General features: G+C 39.3%; 15 protein-coding genes. 3 read left to right on the top strand and 12 right to left on the bottom strand.

The window, feature by feature from the left end:
• Nucleotides 1–7: 7 nt before the first annotated feature.
• From MKY49_RS08740 to MKY49_RS08730, 3 genes are all read right to left on the bottom strand, one after another.
• The gene (locus MKY49_RS08740; protein WP_341385986.1) at nt 8–1,456 is read right to left on the bottom strand and encodes a tetratricopeptide repeat-containing diguanylate cyclase; all 1,449 of its coding nucleotides are present in this window, start codon (nt 1,454–1,456) and stop codon (nt 8–10) included.
• A 221-nt stretch (nt 1,457–1,677) separates the two neighbouring features.
• Complete coding sequence (locus MKY49_RS08735) at nt 1,678–2,871, bottom strand: hypothetical protein (protein ID WP_341385985.1); 1,194 nt, start codon at nt 2,869–2,871, stop codon at nt 1,678–1,680.
• Nucleotides 2,864–3,370 carry a sigma-70 family RNA polymerase sigma factor gene (locus tag MKY49_RS08730; protein ID WP_341385984.1) on the bottom strand — a complete coding sequence of 169 codons (507 nt, stop codon included), beginning with the start codon at nt 3,368–3,370 and terminating at the stop codon, nt 2,864–2,866. Before MKY49_RS08730 ends, MKY49_RS08735 begins: the two co-directional genes overlap by 8 nt.
• Before the next feature lie 124 nt (nt 3,371–3,494).
• Here MKY49_RS08730 and MKY49_RS08725 point away from each other — a divergent pair, with 124 nt between their 5' ends.
• On the top strand, nt 3,495–3,920 hold the full coding sequence (locus MKY49_RS08725) for a MerR family transcriptional regulator (protein WP_274796742.1): 426 nt from the start codon (nt 3,495–3,497) through the stop codon (nt 3,918–3,920).
• A complete protein-coding gene (locus MKY49_RS08720) occupies nt 3,920–4,273 on the top strand; it encodes a DUF4260 domain-containing protein (RefSeq protein ID WP_341385983.1) in 354 nt (117 codons plus the stop codon). Before MKY49_RS08725 ends, MKY49_RS08720 begins: the two co-directional genes overlap by 1 nt.
• Before the next feature lie 71 nt (nt 4,274–4,344).
• On the opposite strand, the gene MKY49_RS08715 is transcribed toward MKY49_RS08720, so the two are convergent.
• The 9 genes from MKY49_RS08715 to MKY49_RS08675 form a co-directional block, all read right to left on the bottom strand.
• Nucleotides 4,345–5,241: an RCC1 domain-containing protein gene (locus MKY49_RS08715; protein ID WP_341385982.1), complete on the bottom strand. Its 897-nt coding sequence runs from the start codon at nt 5,239–5,241 to the stop codon at nt 4,345–4,347.
• Nucleotides 5,242–5,319: 78 nt separating this feature from the next.
• Nucleotides 5,320–7,095 carry a cation:proton antiporter gene (locus MKY49_RS08710; RefSeq protein ID WP_341385981.1) on the bottom strand — a complete coding sequence of 592 codons (1,776 nt, stop codon included), beginning with the start codon at nt 7,093–7,095 and terminating at the stop codon, nt 5,320–5,322.
• Nucleotides 7,096–7,513: 418 nt separating this feature from the next.
• A complete protein-coding gene (locus tag MKY49_RS08705; protein WP_341385980.1) occupies nt 7,514–7,735 on the bottom strand; it encodes a hypothetical protein in 222 nt (73 codons plus the stop codon).
• Nucleotides 7,736–7,749: 14 nt separating this feature from the next.
• On the bottom strand, nt 7,750–8,823 hold the full coding sequence (locus MKY49_RS08700) for a LolA family protein (RefSeq protein ID WP_341385979.1): 1,074 nt from the start codon (nt 8,821–8,823) through the stop codon (nt 7,750–7,752).
• Nucleotides 8,820–10,268 carry a HAMP domain-containing sensor histidine kinase gene (locus MKY49_RS08695; RefSeq protein ID WP_341385978.1) on the bottom strand — a complete coding sequence of 483 codons (1,449 nt, stop codon included), beginning with the start codon at nt 10,266–10,268 and terminating at the stop codon, nt 8,820–8,822. Before MKY49_RS08695 ends, MKY49_RS08700 begins: the two co-directional genes overlap by 4 nt.
• A complete protein-coding gene (locus MKY49_RS08690; protein WP_341385977.1) occupies nt 10,265–10,963 on the bottom strand; it encodes a response regulator transcription factor in 699 nt (232 codons plus the stop codon). Before MKY49_RS08690 ends, MKY49_RS08695 begins: the two co-directional genes overlap by 4 nt.
• 430 nt (nt 10,964–11,393) lie before the next feature.
• A complete protein-coding gene (locus MKY49_RS08685; protein WP_341385976.1) occupies nt 11,394–11,561 on the bottom strand; it encodes a hypothetical protein in 168 nt (55 codons plus the stop codon).
• Nucleotides 11,562–11,812: 251 nt separating this feature from the next.
• Nucleotides 11,813–12,829, bottom strand: coding sequence for an inorganic phosphate transporter (locus tag MKY49_RS08680; protein ID WP_274796734.1), 1,017 nt, complete (start codon nt 12,827–12,829; stop codon nt 11,813–11,815).
• 15 nt (nt 12,830–12,844) lie between these two features.
• Entirely contained in the window at nt 12,845–13,468 is a 624-nt protein-coding gene (locus MKY49_RS08675; protein WP_274796733.1) for a DUF47 domain-containing protein, read from the bottom strand.
• A gap of 532 nt (nt 13,469–14,000) precedes the next feature.
• On the opposite strand from MKY49_RS08675, the gene nhaC reads away from it, so the two are divergent.
• Nucleotides 14,001–15,380: a Na+/H+ antiporter NhaC gene (gene nhaC / locus MKY49_RS08670; protein WP_312507052.1), complete on the top strand. Its 1,380-nt coding sequence runs from the start codon at nt 14,001–14,003 to the stop codon at nt 15,378–15,380.
• Nucleotides 15,381–15,753: the final 373 nt, after the last annotated feature.

The raw sequence follows: 15,753 nt of genomic DNA, 5'->3' as shown, positions 1-15,753 counted from the left end.
CTCTCATTTAAATACCATTTCCAACATCATAATATTGGTTATAGTGTGTAATTTGGTTGCGACCATTACGCTTTGACTTATAAAGCGCTTCATCCGCATGTTTAATTAGTTCGTCCACCTTCTGAATTTCACCATGCTGGTTCGTACTCACGCCAATACTAAACTCTAATTGAACCGTTTTATGCTCCACCGTAAGAGATAGCGAGGCTAGTGTTTGATAAAGGTTATCTGCCAATTCTTGAACCGATTCGCCTTCCTTTACTTGACTTAGTACAATAAATTCATCCCCGCCAAAGCGTGCGACAATGGATTCGAAGGGCTTAAAATAATCCTGTAATGTTTTAGCAGTACTTGTTAATGCATCATCTCCAAATAAATGACCATTCATATCATTGATTTCCTTAAAATGGTCTAAATCCACCATCATTAATGCTAATTGCTGATTTCTTTCGGCTGCTTTTTCAACCATTTTTGCTGCCTGTTCATCAAAATAACGACGGTTGTAGATATTCGTTAGCGGATCGATATAGGCATTTTTTTCAAATTGCTTCTTATGATCGTTGTATTCCATTTCAAACAATACATGTGAGTAGTTTTCACGTTGTATTTCTAACAATATATTAATATATTCTTTTTGAACGGCACATAGCACCACTTTATTGCCTTGGTCCTCAATGAGCTTCACTAAAGAATTATAAATAAGCTGAAGCAAGGATAGATCATTGTTTTGCAAAGCATAGTGTTTTGTCTTTTGGTATAAATCAATGGCTTCACTTATCCGTCCCTGCTTTTCGCATAAAAATGCATATGCATTAAAAACCTCCAGCTGCACTTTTGAGTATGGTGGATGGTGAATCGTTGCCAACAATTCTTGTAATATCGTATTCGCTTCCTCAAATTCCTCAAGCCAAATAAGCGCTACAGCTAGATTTGTTTTCGGATAAATCATAGTTGTATACGGCTCTTTATGCTGCACTTCAAAAGCATTCGAATAATACAGACTTTTTAAAGCAAATTCCTTTGCCTTCCTATAACTCCCCATAGATATTTCTAAATCGCTTAGGTTATTATAAATTTTACCCATGCTCTCCACATGCTGAATCGATTCAGCAATCTTTAGCCCCTTCAGCATTAACTCCTCGGATTTTTTTAAATGCCCAAATGTTCCCCAATAAATGGCGGCTATATTGTAATATTGAATTAAATCAATATCAGTGCCATATTGAAAAGTTAACTCACGATATTGTTCAAGGATACTTATGGAAAGCTGTAGATCACCCGTTTGAAAATAGCTGGCACAACTATAGCGCAGTAGCAGGATAGCCTTATCATACATACCAAGCTCAATAGCACTTTCAATTGCTGTACTACTTATTTCTATATATTCTAAAAAGCGATCAGCATTATATAATTCATTGAGCGTAATCCATAATTCTTCAAATTCTTGTGTATTCATACGGCCCCCCCTTATCTTCCCTTACTTCTTTAATACTACATTTACACACAAAATATTACAATTCTTTGGTCTCATTTATTTTTCCGTTATTAAGTAATTCATCCTAGCGATAAAAAATACTGTGTATTTTATCCTAAATTTTAAAGAAAGGTTATTTTAACATGGTATTTTTACTATAATTTTCCTCCAAATAAAAAACAAGCCTCTTTTAAAGAGACTTGTTAAGATTCATCTATACCTAAAAGGACTTTTAACTGCTTTGCTCTATTGGCACTCAGCTGAATTTCTCCGCTCCCTACTTTTTGAATGTAGAGGGACCCACCATAGCCATTCCATATTTCAATCCGTACACCTTCTACTTGAAAAGAATATTCAGGTGGTCTTTTCATCACATCTGCAGGCTGCCACGGGATATCCCGTAAAAACTGAGCGACCTCTTGCTCATTGTCTAGCTCAAGCTTCTTTGTAATGGCTGGTTCTAGTACCTCCAATTTATTTAATAACCCATATTTTCTTACGACTCCGTTTTCCTCAATGCTCCCTGTACCTATTGATGTTAATGTAATATAATCCCCCTGCTTGACAGGAAAATCATCCAACACCGGATACCAATCGGCTTGTTCATATTTTTCATCAAGCTGTTCCTTCGTCATGTGATTAAGATCATCAGGAATCACCCCTTCTACAAACAAGAAAACATTTGATTCAACTTTTGCAACGGTCCCAACCTTTGAAGAACCATATGAGCTGGAACGAATTTTAATGTTATGCTCCTTTTGAAAGGTTGTTGCTTGCTCAGCAAAATTCGCTTGGAAATACCGTTTGGCGTCAATAGTGGCTACTTCCTGATAGGCATAAAAGGTTGGATATTTTTCCTTATACTTGTCATACAGCTTCGCCCGAACAGTATACATTGGCAGAAGGGGTTCGAGATAAGTTTCAACATACTGTTTAGGTGTTAATCCTTGAAAAAAATCTTCATATCCAGGTGATTGATGAAGCATTTCCAATTGGTCCACTTGCTTCTTTCTCTCGACTTCTAGGTCATTCTTTGAATAGTCAATACCTAGAGACTCTGCAAAATAGTAGGAGGCAATAAGTTTCTCATAAGAAAGATAGGCCTCCTCCTTATAAAATTCCTGTTCTTTCCCTGGCCACATATTTTGACTAATACGTTCGAAGTGCTGTAGCTGCCTTTCATGAAATAGTGAGGACGTTTGATTTGTTTCATTCGTAAGAAGCTGCACCATAACAAATCCCTCCACACAAAGTGTCAGTACTACTGTTAACAGGGTGAATCGAAGAGGCTTCCTTCTATTAATATGTGCCTGTTTTAGTACTTGTTTTTTGACTCGCTCTTTGCTCGCTGTCAAATCACCCGCTACTTTGACTAATTCATTGTGTATTTCACTCATGCCTTAACACCTCCCATTCCCCCTGCTTCAGATGGGGCTTTAATGCCTCTCTTGCCCGTTTCAGCCTTGTCTTGACCGTATTTTCTGCCATACCGAGCAGCTGGGCAATATCACGAATCTTCATTTCTTCAAAATAATATAAAAAGATGGGCTCTCGATAGGTTAATGATAACTTTAAGATAGCCGCCCCAATTTGGGATCGTTCTTCTGCTGCCACGAGTTCATCCCGCTGTTTACCGCCCTGCATAGGAAATAATTTTTCTTGTATCAGTATTTTTTTATAATGCCAGCTTTTCAAATAATCCTTGCTTTGATTAATTGTTAACGTGGATAAATACGCACGGAGCTGTCCTCTTTCCTCATAGCCACGCTGTGAAAATTTAATGAAGACCTCTTGCACAATATCCTCTGCTGTTTGCCGGTTTTTGACGTAAAAATAGGCGAGACGTAATAAATGTTCTGCATGTTCATCGATTATTTGTTCAAGTATGCCGTCCACCTCCCCTTCTTACACTATAAACGACTGCCACTGGATGACCGTTTCATTTATTTTAATTATTTTCATTAAGAACCTTGACCTTGGAGCATACTCCAATGTTAGGATGATTTTAGGAGGTACTTACATGAAAATAAAACAATTCGCTGAGACATTTCATTTAACAACTGATACAATTCGCTACTACGAAAAAGAGGGCTTACTACATCCCCAAAAACAGGAAAATGGCTACCGTGTGTATGATGCCTCGTGTGAACAGACCATGAAATTTATTATCGTCTTACGCCAGCTAGGCTTTACACTCCAAGAAATTAAGCACTTACTAACATTAGAGCAAAAGCCTGTATCACCAACGTGCAATGAAGAAACGGTACAGCTGTTTTCTACAAAAATCACCCGTATTGAACAACAACTTCATTTTTATCAACATGCACTTCAATCCTTACAGTTGACGAAAACATTAATGGCTGATGGACAATATGAAAAAAATCAAGAAAAAATTGCCTCTCTCATAGAGGATATGTATCAAAATTTATTGGAAGGTGATGGATGATGAAATTACGTAAAATTATTTCTTTAGAATATGTTATTGCTTTTATGATCACGGTCTTTTTCTATTGGCACTTAAATTTTTCATGGCTTTATTTTATCGTTTTTTTACTACTGCCTGACATTACAATGGTCGGCTATGTCTTGAATACAAAAATAGGTGCTCTCTTTTATAATATTGGGCATAGCTTTGCGTTACCTGCAGTGCTTCTTATTATTGGCTTTATGGTGGCATCCCCATCACTTCTTGCAGCTGCTCTGATATGGCTCTCACATATTTTTTTAGATCGAGCTCTCGGTTATGGGCTCAAATATGAGGAAGCTTTTACGAAAACACATTTACAGCAAATTGCGTAACTAGCAAGGAGTCAACTAAAAAAGGGAGTTTGGGAATCCAAGCTCCTTTTTGAAAATCTAGTGTCCAATATCTAATCGCCATGTACTTGTATGCCCTGCCAGCCACTTACATCGCATTGGCCATACTCATTATCCCCTACTGCAACCACTGTGCCATCTGCTCGAAGTCCAACAGTATGTGCGCAACCCGCCGCAACTGCCACAATATCATGCCAGTCATTTACATTACATTGACCATGTTTATTCAAACCAACAGCTATTACCGTGCCATCAGCTTGAAGTCCAATGGTATGGTAACTACCCGCTGCTACCGACACCATCCCTTGCCAGCCCATTACATCGCATTGCTTATGTTTATTCGACCCCACGGCTGATACAGTGCCGTCTGAATGAAGACCAATTGTATGAAGATAACCTGCAGCAACCGACACCATATTGCGCCAATCATGGACGTTACATTGGTGGTAGCGATTATTCCCTGCAGCGGTTACCGAGCCGTCCGATTGAAGACCAATAGTGTGCCAGTCACCTGCAGCGATTGCTACAATGTTACGCCAGTCGTTTACTTGGCACTCTCCTTCATGATTTCGGCCCACTGCGAGCACCATACCATTCGATTGAAGGCCAATGGTATGACACCAGCCGGCTGCAACCGAGACTATATCACACCACTCGTTTACATGACATTGATTATGCTTATTCCAACCAACAGCTTCCACCGTACCGTTTGAGTGAAGACCAATTGTATGCGTATTTCCTGTATTCCTCGCCATATGAACATTACCAGCCGCCACCGCTACTATATCACGCCAACCGCTTACATGACATTGCCCATATTTATTATCTCCTGTAGCCACCACAGTTCCATCAGCTTGAAGCCCAACGGAATGTCGCCGACCCGCTGCTATCGTCTGTCGAGGCCATCTGTTCATCTTTAACATGGCTTTGTTCGGTGTAATATAATTCATGTTTTACCTCCTTGAGTAGCAATAACTTCAACTTAAAAAGCGTTAATCCTTTTTTGATTAACGCTCTCCAACATATAGTTAGCCAATTAAACTAATAATGGTATGTGGTTCATTTTTTATATCGTCATATTTATTGACCATATCTAACACGATATCTCCATCTGAGGTCATGGCATAGATCATGATGGCATTTGGGTTTTGTTCTAGATAATCTTTCACTGTAAATACTTCAGTAATTTTCGTTTGCCGTAGTTGCGCACCTTGTTCAATAAGCGCATTTAATTGATGAATATCGTGCTCTGCATCGACTAATAACTGTCCCCCGTATTTTCGAGAATAATTTTTAGGGTCAGTAGAATGTAGGGCTGTCTGATAAATATTGAGACGCCCGAGCTCTGGCACAAAGTCAGCACAAACAAGAACATTATAGGCATCCTGCTTTGTAGCGACAATTAGCTGATCATAAGGGGTTAGGTCGACATAGAACTCGGTATGCTCGCTTAAAATATCACCCGTTTCCGTCTTCAAGCCATTGTGGCGAGCAGCAGATAAATCTTCCCATGAGCGATCCATCACTAATACATCAATTCCATTACTTTGAAGTGATGTCGCTAATTGAGTTGTGAATGGTGATGCGCCTACAATGACGATACCTTTACCAGTGGAAGCCTGTAAATGAAGCTTTTTGGCAAGCCAGCCAATACTAAAACCATGGGCAACTACTGTCGCAAAAACAAGTGCTAATGTCAGCGCTGTTAATAACTGTGCACTTTGAAACCCTACATCCTGCAGTGCCGTTGTAAAGTAACCCGATACAGTTAACGCAACAATGCCTCGCGGTGCAATCCACCCGATTAATGCCCGTTCTTCCAACGTTAAGCCTGTATTTATCGTCGCAATCCAAATCGATAACGGTCGAACGATAAACATCATTGCCAGCACGAATAATAGCATACGCCAATCAACAATCTGCCATAAAGTTTCAACTGTAAGGGAGGCGGTTAGCATTATAAAAACACTGGAAATTAAAATTACCGAAATATTTTCTTTAAAATGAAGCAGTTCATGATGACTTGTTAAATGCATATTTGCCATGACTAGCCCCATAACCGTCACCGCTAGCAAGCCTGTTTCATGCATAATGGCATCACTTAAGGCAAAAACGAGTAAAATCGTTGCGAGCAGCAAAGGGGATTTTAAAAATTCAGGAATCAATCCTCGCTCCAAGCATTGACCCATTAAATAGCCTACAATTCCTCCTAAAAGGGCAGCTAAAAATGCTGAAATAAAGAAGACAGGAAGAGATGTCCCACCTTCTAACTGATACAAACCTAAAACCACTTGATACGCAAAAAGCGCTAATAAGGCTCCAAAGGGATCGACAACAATTCCTTCCCATTTTAAGATCGCCGCTGGTCGCTCCTTCAATTTTGCCTGTCTTAATAAAGGTAAAATGACGGTTGGGCCTGTTACAATAAACAAGCCACCAATTACAAAGGCGACTGGCCATGATAGACCTGCTACATAATGAGCAGCAGTCGAGCCTGCTAGCCAAGCGATGGCTGCCCCTACGGTGGAAATGCGTAAAATTGATTTACGAAAGCCACGTATTTCTCGAAAATCAAGACTTAAACTTCCTTCAAATAAAATAACGGCAACTGCCAAAGAAATAATTGTATGAAAAATAGGGCCAAATGTCTCTTTTGGAGATACTAGGCCTGTAAAAGGACCAATCATCAGTCCAGCTATACTCATAATTACAATGGCTGGCATGCGAAAACGCCAAGCTAACCATTGCGAAAATAAACCAATAAAAATGATAAAAGGTAACTGGAATAATAATTGATCAAACATATGTATCACCTACGTTTGCTTAGGATAAATGTATATTCCCCATTTTTAGCATGACTAAACCCGTTACCCTTCATTATGTACAAATTGCTTGTAAATTATCACCTTATCGCCTCATCTCATCATCATCAACATCATTACATTATAAAGAGCTGGGACAACCAAAGCGAGTCCTAAAGACAGCACCGCTGCCCACTTTGTTTTCTTAATCGCCCTATCATCATCCATTTTTAAATGATGTAAATAAGTTAATGTAAAGTAAAAGCAAAGGACCAATAACAATGGGGACAAACAATTGTAGGGCGAAGCTATAGAAAAAAATAGCCATTTTAAAATCTCCTTTAAAAATCCTTTTTATAGTAATAGATACCTACCATAAAAAAAGCAGGACCCTCCTTAAGAGATCCTGCCTCTAAATTATTTAGATAAATCGTTTTAATAGTGATTCATATAGCCCCACCATTACTAGTCCAATCAAGATTGGAATTAGGGAAGTAAAGCTAAAATAAAAACCGACATCATTATATTGGCCTGTCAATTGAAATTGGAGCCAAGACACATCATATGTTTCTCCTACCCCATAGAAGAAAATAGTGGTAAATAAAAACAATGCTAGACATTTTAATCCGTGTGCTTTTTTCATAGCATCACCTCACCTCATTGTACAACTATCATTTTTTGTGCATAGCTTACAAGATCCTCAGCCGTTAACTCTGGATTTTGCCCAACAATACTATATTGGTAGCCGTTTTCTTGCCAAGCAATTGAACGGAAATGTTGATCATCCATAACGGTTCCTTTTTGTCCTCGAATATCCATCTCTTTTTCATTTAGGATGGGACCAATATCTGCCATACTAGCATCAGCTTTAAATACCGTGACAAAAAATGCGAGCTCTCCATCTAATCCATAATCAAAAGAATATTCTGATCGATCTTCTATCCCTTTAACAACTGAAATTTTATCTAACGTAAGACCATTTTCTTCTGGAACCATTAAAAACGTTTCTAGCTGCTGCTTGGCGTCTTCCAATGAAATGGATTCAGAAGGATCTTCTCCGCTAATTTCTTGAATCGTTACATCCTTTGGTAGATCTAGTGTAAATTGTTGATCTTCGATTTTTTCAGCAAAATTGATCTTTGAATATTCGGTAATCATTTTATTTCCTGCATTATCTGACTTCATTTTTAACGTCAACCAAGTTTTTTTGTCAATCCATGCTTCCATATCCCCAAATAATGATTCCGTTTTCTTCGTTTTCGCTACAATTTTATACGTATCTCTACCAGCAACCTTCTCTTCTCCAGCTATCTTAATATCATGCGTATCTTTAACCATATTAAAAATAAGCTGTACCTGATCTTTCGGTGATTGTAGGCCGTCAAGTTCATCCTGCGAATAAGCCATTGTATAGGCTGTATGTTCAGTAACATCATAGCTAATCACTTCAGCATCCTTTGTGACCGTAATCACATGTTCACCATTGTCACCTGTCATCTCTAACCGTCTATTTCGATCCTTTACCCATTCCTTCACATAAGCTTTGCCACCTAGCTCTCCCATATCTAACGTATATTCGCCATAATACGTAAGTGGCTCCTTCGATTCGTGAAGAGCCTGCTCTATTATTTCCTGTGGTGTATACGATGCTTCCGTATTACAGCCTACTAAACTAAATGTCATTACAGCAATTAAGCCTGCTGCTCGGCATGATTGTTTCCACTTCATCATGTATTTACTCCTTTATAAGGTGGTAGCCAGCAAATAACTGCTGTTCCAACGCTCTCCCTTGAAAGTAGCTCGACAGTCCCACCATGTTTTTCAATAATTTGTTTCGTAATATTTAAGCCAAGCCCTGTTCCTCGTTCTCCAGCCTTTGATCTTGCACGATCGGCTTGATACATGGGCTCAAATAATTTTGCAATGTCCTGTTGTGGTATGCCTAATCCAACATTTTGCACGATGATATACATACCTTCTTGCTCGGTTAAAGCAGACTTCAAGAAATTAAAACCCCATTGCGGATTGTTCCCAGCATTGACTGCTGCTAAGCCGATTGTTGTCCCCTTTTCCCCATAACGCCATGCGTTGCTCAATAAATTATCAATGACACGCTGAAGTTGTTTAGGATGCACAGCATAGAGCCCATCCACAGCACAGAAGACTTCTAATGTAAATCCTTCTTCCACACATAACGGTTCATAATCAGATAAGGCCATGTCAAAAAATTCTTCCCCATCCACAGCTATCAGCTCTAATTCGTAGTCCGTAGATTGAAGTAATGTAAACATCAATAAATCCTCTAGCATATGCTTCATTCGATCTGCCTTCGTGACGATGACCTGCTGATATTCCACCTGTTGCTGTTCTGATAAGCCTTTGTTTTGTAAAGATTCAGCATAGGCTTGAATGGCTGTAAGGGGCGTTTTCAAATCATGGGAAATGCTTGCAATCATCATTTCTTTTTGCTGTTGCTCCACTTTTAACGAAGCCCGAGTTTGTTCTATTTCATCCTGCATTGCCTCAAACGTTTGGGCGAGTGCCCCAATCTCATCTTTTCTGACACCGAGAGTTGATTTACCATGCTGACCTTTCGCAAAATTACGCATTTGCTGCATCAGTTCACGTAATGGCCGATTTAGTTTCCGATGTAGCAACAAGATGACAGTTAAATAAATGATAAGAAACAGCAGAATCGTGCTTGTCATAACAAGCCAAGAACGCTTTTCTACACCCTTTACCCAATCTGTTCGTATTAATTGAATTTCATAGATGCCCAACAAATCACCTTTTTGATAAACAGGCTCCTTATAGGTAAAAGCGTTGTAGGATTGCTGTAAATCATATAAGCCTTTCAACATACGCTCTTTCCCTACATAGCCCGTTAGCAAAGGGTTGGAGGAATATAAAACATAGCCAGATTTTGTATAGAGGGTAATCGCCAGTTGCTCATTGGTAAGATCCTCTACCTCCTCAAAATTGGCATTTTTTCGATAAAGTACTGGATTGTCAACGACATCTTTTACCTGATTCAGCTCAGTCCACTTGTCAAAGAACTCCGCCACATTTTTATCTTGATAATAAGCATTAATCCACACATAAAGGCTATAAGCACCTGCTATGGGTAATACCATTACAATAAAAAACATGATCAGTAACCACGCTTTTATTTTCATAATGGTTCACCAATAAAGCGGTAGCCCTTCCCCCACACGGTTTGAATGAAATTTGGATTTTTCACTGAATCCTTGAGCTTTTCTCGCAGTGCCTTTATATGTACGGTGACAGTATGGGTGTCCTCTAAAGTCGCCTGCTGCCAAATATGCTGATACAGTTCCTCTTTCGTGAAAGTTTGACTCGGATTTTTTGCTAGCAACCTGACAAGAGCAAATTCTTTTTGAGTTAACGCAATTTCTTGCTGATTAACCCTGACAATTTCCCGTTGCCAATCTATTGTTAAGCCATTCGCATAGGCAGTTTGCTCCTCTACCGCCTCTTGCTTATGATAGCGTCGCCAGCGCCTAAGATGGGAGGCAACCCGTGCCTTTAACTCCTCTAAACTAAATGGCTTTGCAATATAATCATCTGCCCCCTGCAAGCCCTCCACCTTATCCTCCTCTTCCTTACGCGCACTCATCATAAGGATGGGCACATCACTCTCCCAGCGAATATTTTGACAAACCGTCAGACCATCCATTTCTGGCAACATCCAATCCACCAACACTAAATCAAAAGGTTGCGCTTGAAAATCTGCTAATCCCTCAAGGCCTGTAGTAGCCCATGTCACACAATAGCCCTCCTGCTCCAACGTATCCTTCACAATGCGACCAATAGCTGCATCATCCTCTATCAGTAATAACTTTTCCTTCATCATTCTCCTCCTGCATTAACCTTACTACGGAAAAAACATTTTTCTCCGAACTTTACACTTTCTTTATAATTACCTTAGAGCCTATCCGCACTTTACACAAGGGGGCAGAGACTACCGATTTCGTCGAAGCCGTTTTTCTTTCTTCGCGGGCTTTCCGCTAGTTTTGTGGGGCTATCCACTAGTTTTGTGGGGCTATCCTTCACTTTGCTGGTTCTATCCGCTACTTTTACCTCGCTATCCTTCACTTTTGCAGTTGTATCCGCTACTTTGTCCGGGCTTTCCTTCACTTTTGCCGGTTCTATCCACTACTTTGTCCGGGCTATCCGCCACTTTTGCCGTTCTATCCGCTACTTTATCCGTTCTATCCTCCATTTGCCGGTTCTATCCGCTACTTTGCCATCGCTATCCTTCACTTTTGCTGTTCTATCCACTACTTTGAGCGGGCTATCCTCCATTTGCCGGTTCTATCCGCTACTTTTCCCTCGCTATCCTTCACTTTTGCTGTTCTATCCACTACTTTGTCCGGGCTATCCTTCACTTTTGCCGTACTATCCGCTACTTTAACCTCGCTACCCTTCACTTTTGCCGTTCTATCCACTACTTGACCGGCTTTTCTTCACTTTGCTGGTTTTATCCGCTACTTTTACCTCGCTATCCTTCACTTTTGCCGGTTCTATCCACTACTTTGCCCTCGCTATCCTCCATTTTGCCGGTTCTATCCGCTACTTTGTCCGGGCTATCCTCCACTTTTGCCGTTCTATCCACTACTTTGCCATCGTTATCCTCATTTTGACGCTCCTAGCAGCAAACAAAAAAGGAATGCACAGTGATTGTGCATTCCTTAGCGAACTAGAAAAATAGACTTAAAATATAGTAAATTAACGCGGCCATGACAGCTGATATTGGCATGGTGATGACCCATGTTGTGACGATTTTACGTGCCATTCCCCATTTAACGCCTTTGACACGGTGTGCGGTACCTACACCCATGATAGAAGAAGAAATAACATGTGTTGTAGAAACTGGTAAGTGAATTAATGTCGCACCGAAGATGATCGAAGCAGAAGCTAAGTCAGCCGCTACCCCATTCACTGGGCGAATTTTCATAATCTTACCACCAACGGTTTTGATGATTTTATAACCACCTACAGATGTACCAAGACCCATTGCTGTGGCCGCTGCAAAACGTACCCAGAATGGAATATCATCTCCTTGGTGTAGACCACCCGCAATTAAAGCGAGTGTGATAATCCCCATGGCTTTTTGCGCATCGTTTGTTCCGTGTGTGAATGATTGTAAGGCTGCCGTCCCGATTTGCATTGTTCGGAAGCCTTTATTCGTACGGTATAAATTCATATCCTTAAAGATGACCTTCAATATTGTCATCATCAGGAAACCAGCTGCAAAAGCTAGTAGTGGTGAAAAAATTAATGCTTGGATAATTTTAATAAACCCAGCATAGTTCAAAATATCAAATCCGGCTGCCGCAATGGCTGCACCTGCAACAGAACCAATTAACGTATGAGAAGAACTTGATGGAATCCCAAAATACCATGTAAGTAAATTCCATGTTATGGCTGATAATAAGGCCGCTAAAATAACGACCGACCCCGTAATATCGCCATCATAAGCATTTAAGGTAAATGGGTCTACAATATCTTTTGTTAACGCTTTTGCTACCCCAACGAATGTAATCGCTCCGACGAAGTTCATTACCGCAGCCATGTATACGGCTGTACGTGGCTTTAATGCACGTGTTGATACAGAAGTGGCAATGGCATTTGCTGTATCATGGAAGCCGTTAATAAAGTCGAATACAAGCGCGAATATAACGACTAGTATGGTGATTAATAAGATCGTATCCATTTCGTACACTCCATCTTACGCATTACGCATAATTATTGTTTCAATTGTGTTTGCTACTGTTTGGCAGCTATCCGCAATATCCTCAAATTGCTCGTAAATATCTTTGAAGACAATTAAGCGCATTGGATCTTTTTCCTGGATAAATAACTGCTTCATCGAAGAACGGAAAATTTCATCACATTCACGCTCATTATCCTTAATTTGAATAGCATGTTTACGCATTTCTACAAGCTTTTTACTATTTAAAAGTTCCATGGCTTGTACCATTTCATCTGTACTCTTGGCAATATATGAAAGGAATTGGCGCATAGGCTCTGTTACTTCTGTTAAGTTATACATATTGAAATGAGCAATACAGCCTTCCATTCCATCAATGACATCATCAAGTTTATTCGCTAATGCTAAAATATCCTCACGCTCGATTGGCGTCATAAAAGATTTATTTAGCATCACAATGAGTTCATGAATTAATTTATCTCCACTTGTTTCATACTGCTTCATTGTATCTGCAATTTCTTTTAAAGAATCTATATCATCTTGAATGCGGGCATTGTGTGCATAATAAATACCTTCATTCACATTTTTTGCGATTTTTAATAAAGACTGAAAAAATGGATCTTGCTTATTTGAGTTGAACATCCTGTTCCTCCTGTTAAGTAAAAATTAATTTGTGGATTTCTGAATCATCATAACAAAACATTTACACAATTCTACAAAATTTTAAACACAAAGATATTGATTTTACAAAAATGTAATATAAAATTTGCCACATTTATTTTTAAGCTGTTTTTCAAGTTGAAAACGCTGGAAATCTGTTAATAAAAATCAGTGTTTTTTCTTTAAATATGACCATTTTTTCTTTTGTTTTTACAAAAACACTTGAAATGAACTTTTTTCTGCTTTTTTGTTTATGATGTGAAATGTTAAGGAATTGTAAACGAAATTTACATAAAAATGATGGAATTTCATTGTTATTTTTTGTCTTTTATCGAGAGTATTATTCGCTCTTATGCTTGTTATGCTCGACGTTCTAACTGCTTATACACAATCGCTGCAAATATCGAGATGATAAGACCTCCAAATTTCTGTCAATTGACAAAAATTATTAGCGTGCTATAATACTTTTGGGCTTCACCGCATTGAAGCGCAAAAGTTTATTAGGAGGATTCACATGTTTCGAATAGAAGCTAAGAGTAACCCTCGATTTATTGAGGCAGGCTTTATTATACTTATCATTATAGCCACAATGGCTTTTAGTATCGGCTATTTAAAAGCAACACCCCACATTCCCATTTTTCTAGTCATTTCACTTTTACTAGCCTATGGACTACTAAAAAAAGTACCCTTTCGTGATCTTGAAGGCGGTATGATTGCAGGTGCTAGTGCTGGACTTGGCGCTGTATTTATCTTTTTCTTTATTGGCATCTTGATTTCGAGCTGGATTATGGGAGGAACGATTCCTACCCTTATCTATTATGGTTTTTTAACCGTTTCACCTAACTTTTTCTTTGCTATTGTCTTTTTAATTTGTAGCATTGTCGGTGTGTCTGTCGGTAGCTCCTTAACAACAGTAGCCACTGTCGGTGTGGCCTTTATGGGCATTGCAGGTGCTATGGACATCTCGTTAACTATCACAGCTGGAGCAATTGTTTCTGGTGCCTTCTTTGGTGATAAAATGTCACCTTTATCAGATACAACTAATCTTGCCTCTGGTACGGTTGGAGTAGATTTATTTGAGCATATTAAAAATATGGGTTGGACTACGATTCCTGCTTTCCTGATTTCCTTTGTGCTGTACGCTATTTTATCACCAACAGGAGCAGCTACTTCGTTTGATACAGTGGAGCAATTTAAAGAAGGATTACTCTCTACAGGACTTATTCATTGGTATACATTATTACCTATTGCCGTACTCGTTATTATGACTTTTTATAAAGCACCAGCTATCATTACACTGGCAGTCGTGTCTATTCTGGGAGTAGGACTTGCCTATATTCATGACCCATTGCCAGCTGCAGATGTCTTCAAGATGCTTTTTGATGGCTATGTCTCTCAAACTGGTAATAAAGAAATAGATGCTCTGCTAACTCGTGGTGGAATGAATAGTATGCTATTTACCATTGCTCTTGTTTTACTTGCCTTAACAATGGGTGGCTTACTATTTACACTAGGCATTATTCAAAGCATCTTAACGAAAGTTGAAAGCTTGTTTAAAAGTGCTGGCTCTGTTATTACAGGTGCAGCGATTACGGGCATCGGTGTCAATACATTGATCGGTGAGCAGTACCTATCCATTTTATTAACGGGTGAGGCATTTAAAGCACAATTTGCGAAGGTTGGCTTGGCCCCAAAAAATCTTTCTCGCGTGATGGAGGATGCAGGTACGGTAGTCAATCCTCTTGTCCCTTGGAGTGTTTGTGGTATTTTCATAGCAAGTGTTCTTGATATATCTACGTTAGCTTATCTTCCCTTTACCTTCTTCTGTCTACTAGGGCCTATTCTAACCGTCATTTTTGGTTGGAGTGGCAAAACGTTAACAAGGCTTGATTAATAACAAAAGGTAGCTGATTCAAACATCAGCTACCTTTTTTCCTCATTATTGCATCGCTTATTGAAAAACTTACAGTACGATCACATTACATATTCAATTTGGCCAAAAACAGTAATGCCCATTTTAATGTAACTCCAATAAAGCATGTCCTTTCTTCTGTTTACCAGGTAAGCTTTGCATATTCCATGAGTAGCCCTTGTTACATTAAATTAGATTGGGTTATTACCATCCTCTTTTTGAGTACACATCATTTAAATTCCTTTTTAACAAAGTCAATGAGTCGCGTCTTTAATACGTCACCGTCCTGCCCCCTGTGGTACATATCTGTTCCGTGATAACCGCTCTCGTCCACAATTAGCTCTTTATCAGTTGC

This window comes from Lysinibacillus sp. FSL M8-0134 (assembly GCF_038069745.1).
Lineage (GTDB): Bacteria > Bacillota > Bacilli > Bacillales_A > Planococcaceae > Lysinibacillus > Lysinibacillus irui.
This window is presented reverse-complemented; position numbering and strand designations above follow the sequence as displayed.

What these genes read in the sequence shown, in the direction of transcription:
- MKY49_RS08740 (WP_341385986.1), bottom strand. Translation starts at nt 1,456, where the DNA reads ATGAATACACAAGAATTTGAAGAATTATGGATTACGCTCAATGAATTA.
- MKY49_RS08735 (WP_341385985.1), bottom strand. Translation starts at nt 2,871, where the DNA reads ATGAGTGAAATACACAATGAATTAGTCAAAGTAGCGGGTGATTTGACA.
- MKY49_RS08725 (WP_274796742.1), top strand. Translation starts at nt 3,495, where the DNA reads ATGAAAATAAAACAATTCGCTGAGACATTTCATTTAACAACTGATACA.
- MKY49_RS08720 (WP_341385983.1), top strand. Translation starts at nt 3,920, where the DNA reads ATGAAATTACGTAAAATTATTTCTTTAGAATATGTTATTGCTTTTATG.
- MKY49_RS08715 (WP_341385982.1), bottom strand. Translation starts at nt 5,241, where the DNA reads ATGAATTATATTACACCGAACAAAGCCATGTTAAAGATGAACAGATGG.
- MKY49_RS08710 (WP_341385981.1), bottom strand. Translation starts at nt 7,095, where the DNA reads ATGTTTGATCAATTATTATTCCAGTTACCTTTTATCATTTTTATTGGT.
- MKY49_RS08705 (WP_341385980.1), bottom strand. Translation starts at nt 7,735, where the DNA reads ATGAAAAAAGCACACGGATTAAAATGTCTAGCATTGTTTTTATTTACC.
- MKY49_RS08700 (WP_341385979.1), bottom strand. Translation starts at nt 8,823, where the DNA reads ATGATGAAGTGGAAACAATCATGCCGAGCAGCAGGCTTAATTGCTGTA.
- MKY49_RS08695 (WP_341385978.1), bottom strand. Translation starts at nt 10,268, where the DNA reads ATGAAAATAAAAGCGTGGTTACTGATCATGTTTTTTATTGTAATGGTA.
- MKY49_RS08690 (WP_341385977.1), bottom strand. Translation starts at nt 10,963, where the DNA reads ATGAAGGAAAAGTTATTACTGATAGAGGATGATGCAGCTATTGGTCGC.
- MKY49_RS08680 (WP_274796734.1), bottom strand. Translation starts at nt 12,829, where the DNA reads ATGGATACGATCTTATTAATCACCATACTAGTCGTTATATTCGCGCTT.
- MKY49_RS08675 (WP_274796733.1), bottom strand. Translation starts at nt 13,468, where the DNA reads ATGTTCAACTCAAATAAGCAAGATCCATTTTTTCAGTCTTTATTAAAA.
- nhaC (WP_312507052.1), top strand. Translation starts at nt 14,001, where the DNA reads ATGTTTCGAATAGAAGCTAAGAGTAACCCTCGATTTATTGAGGCAGGC.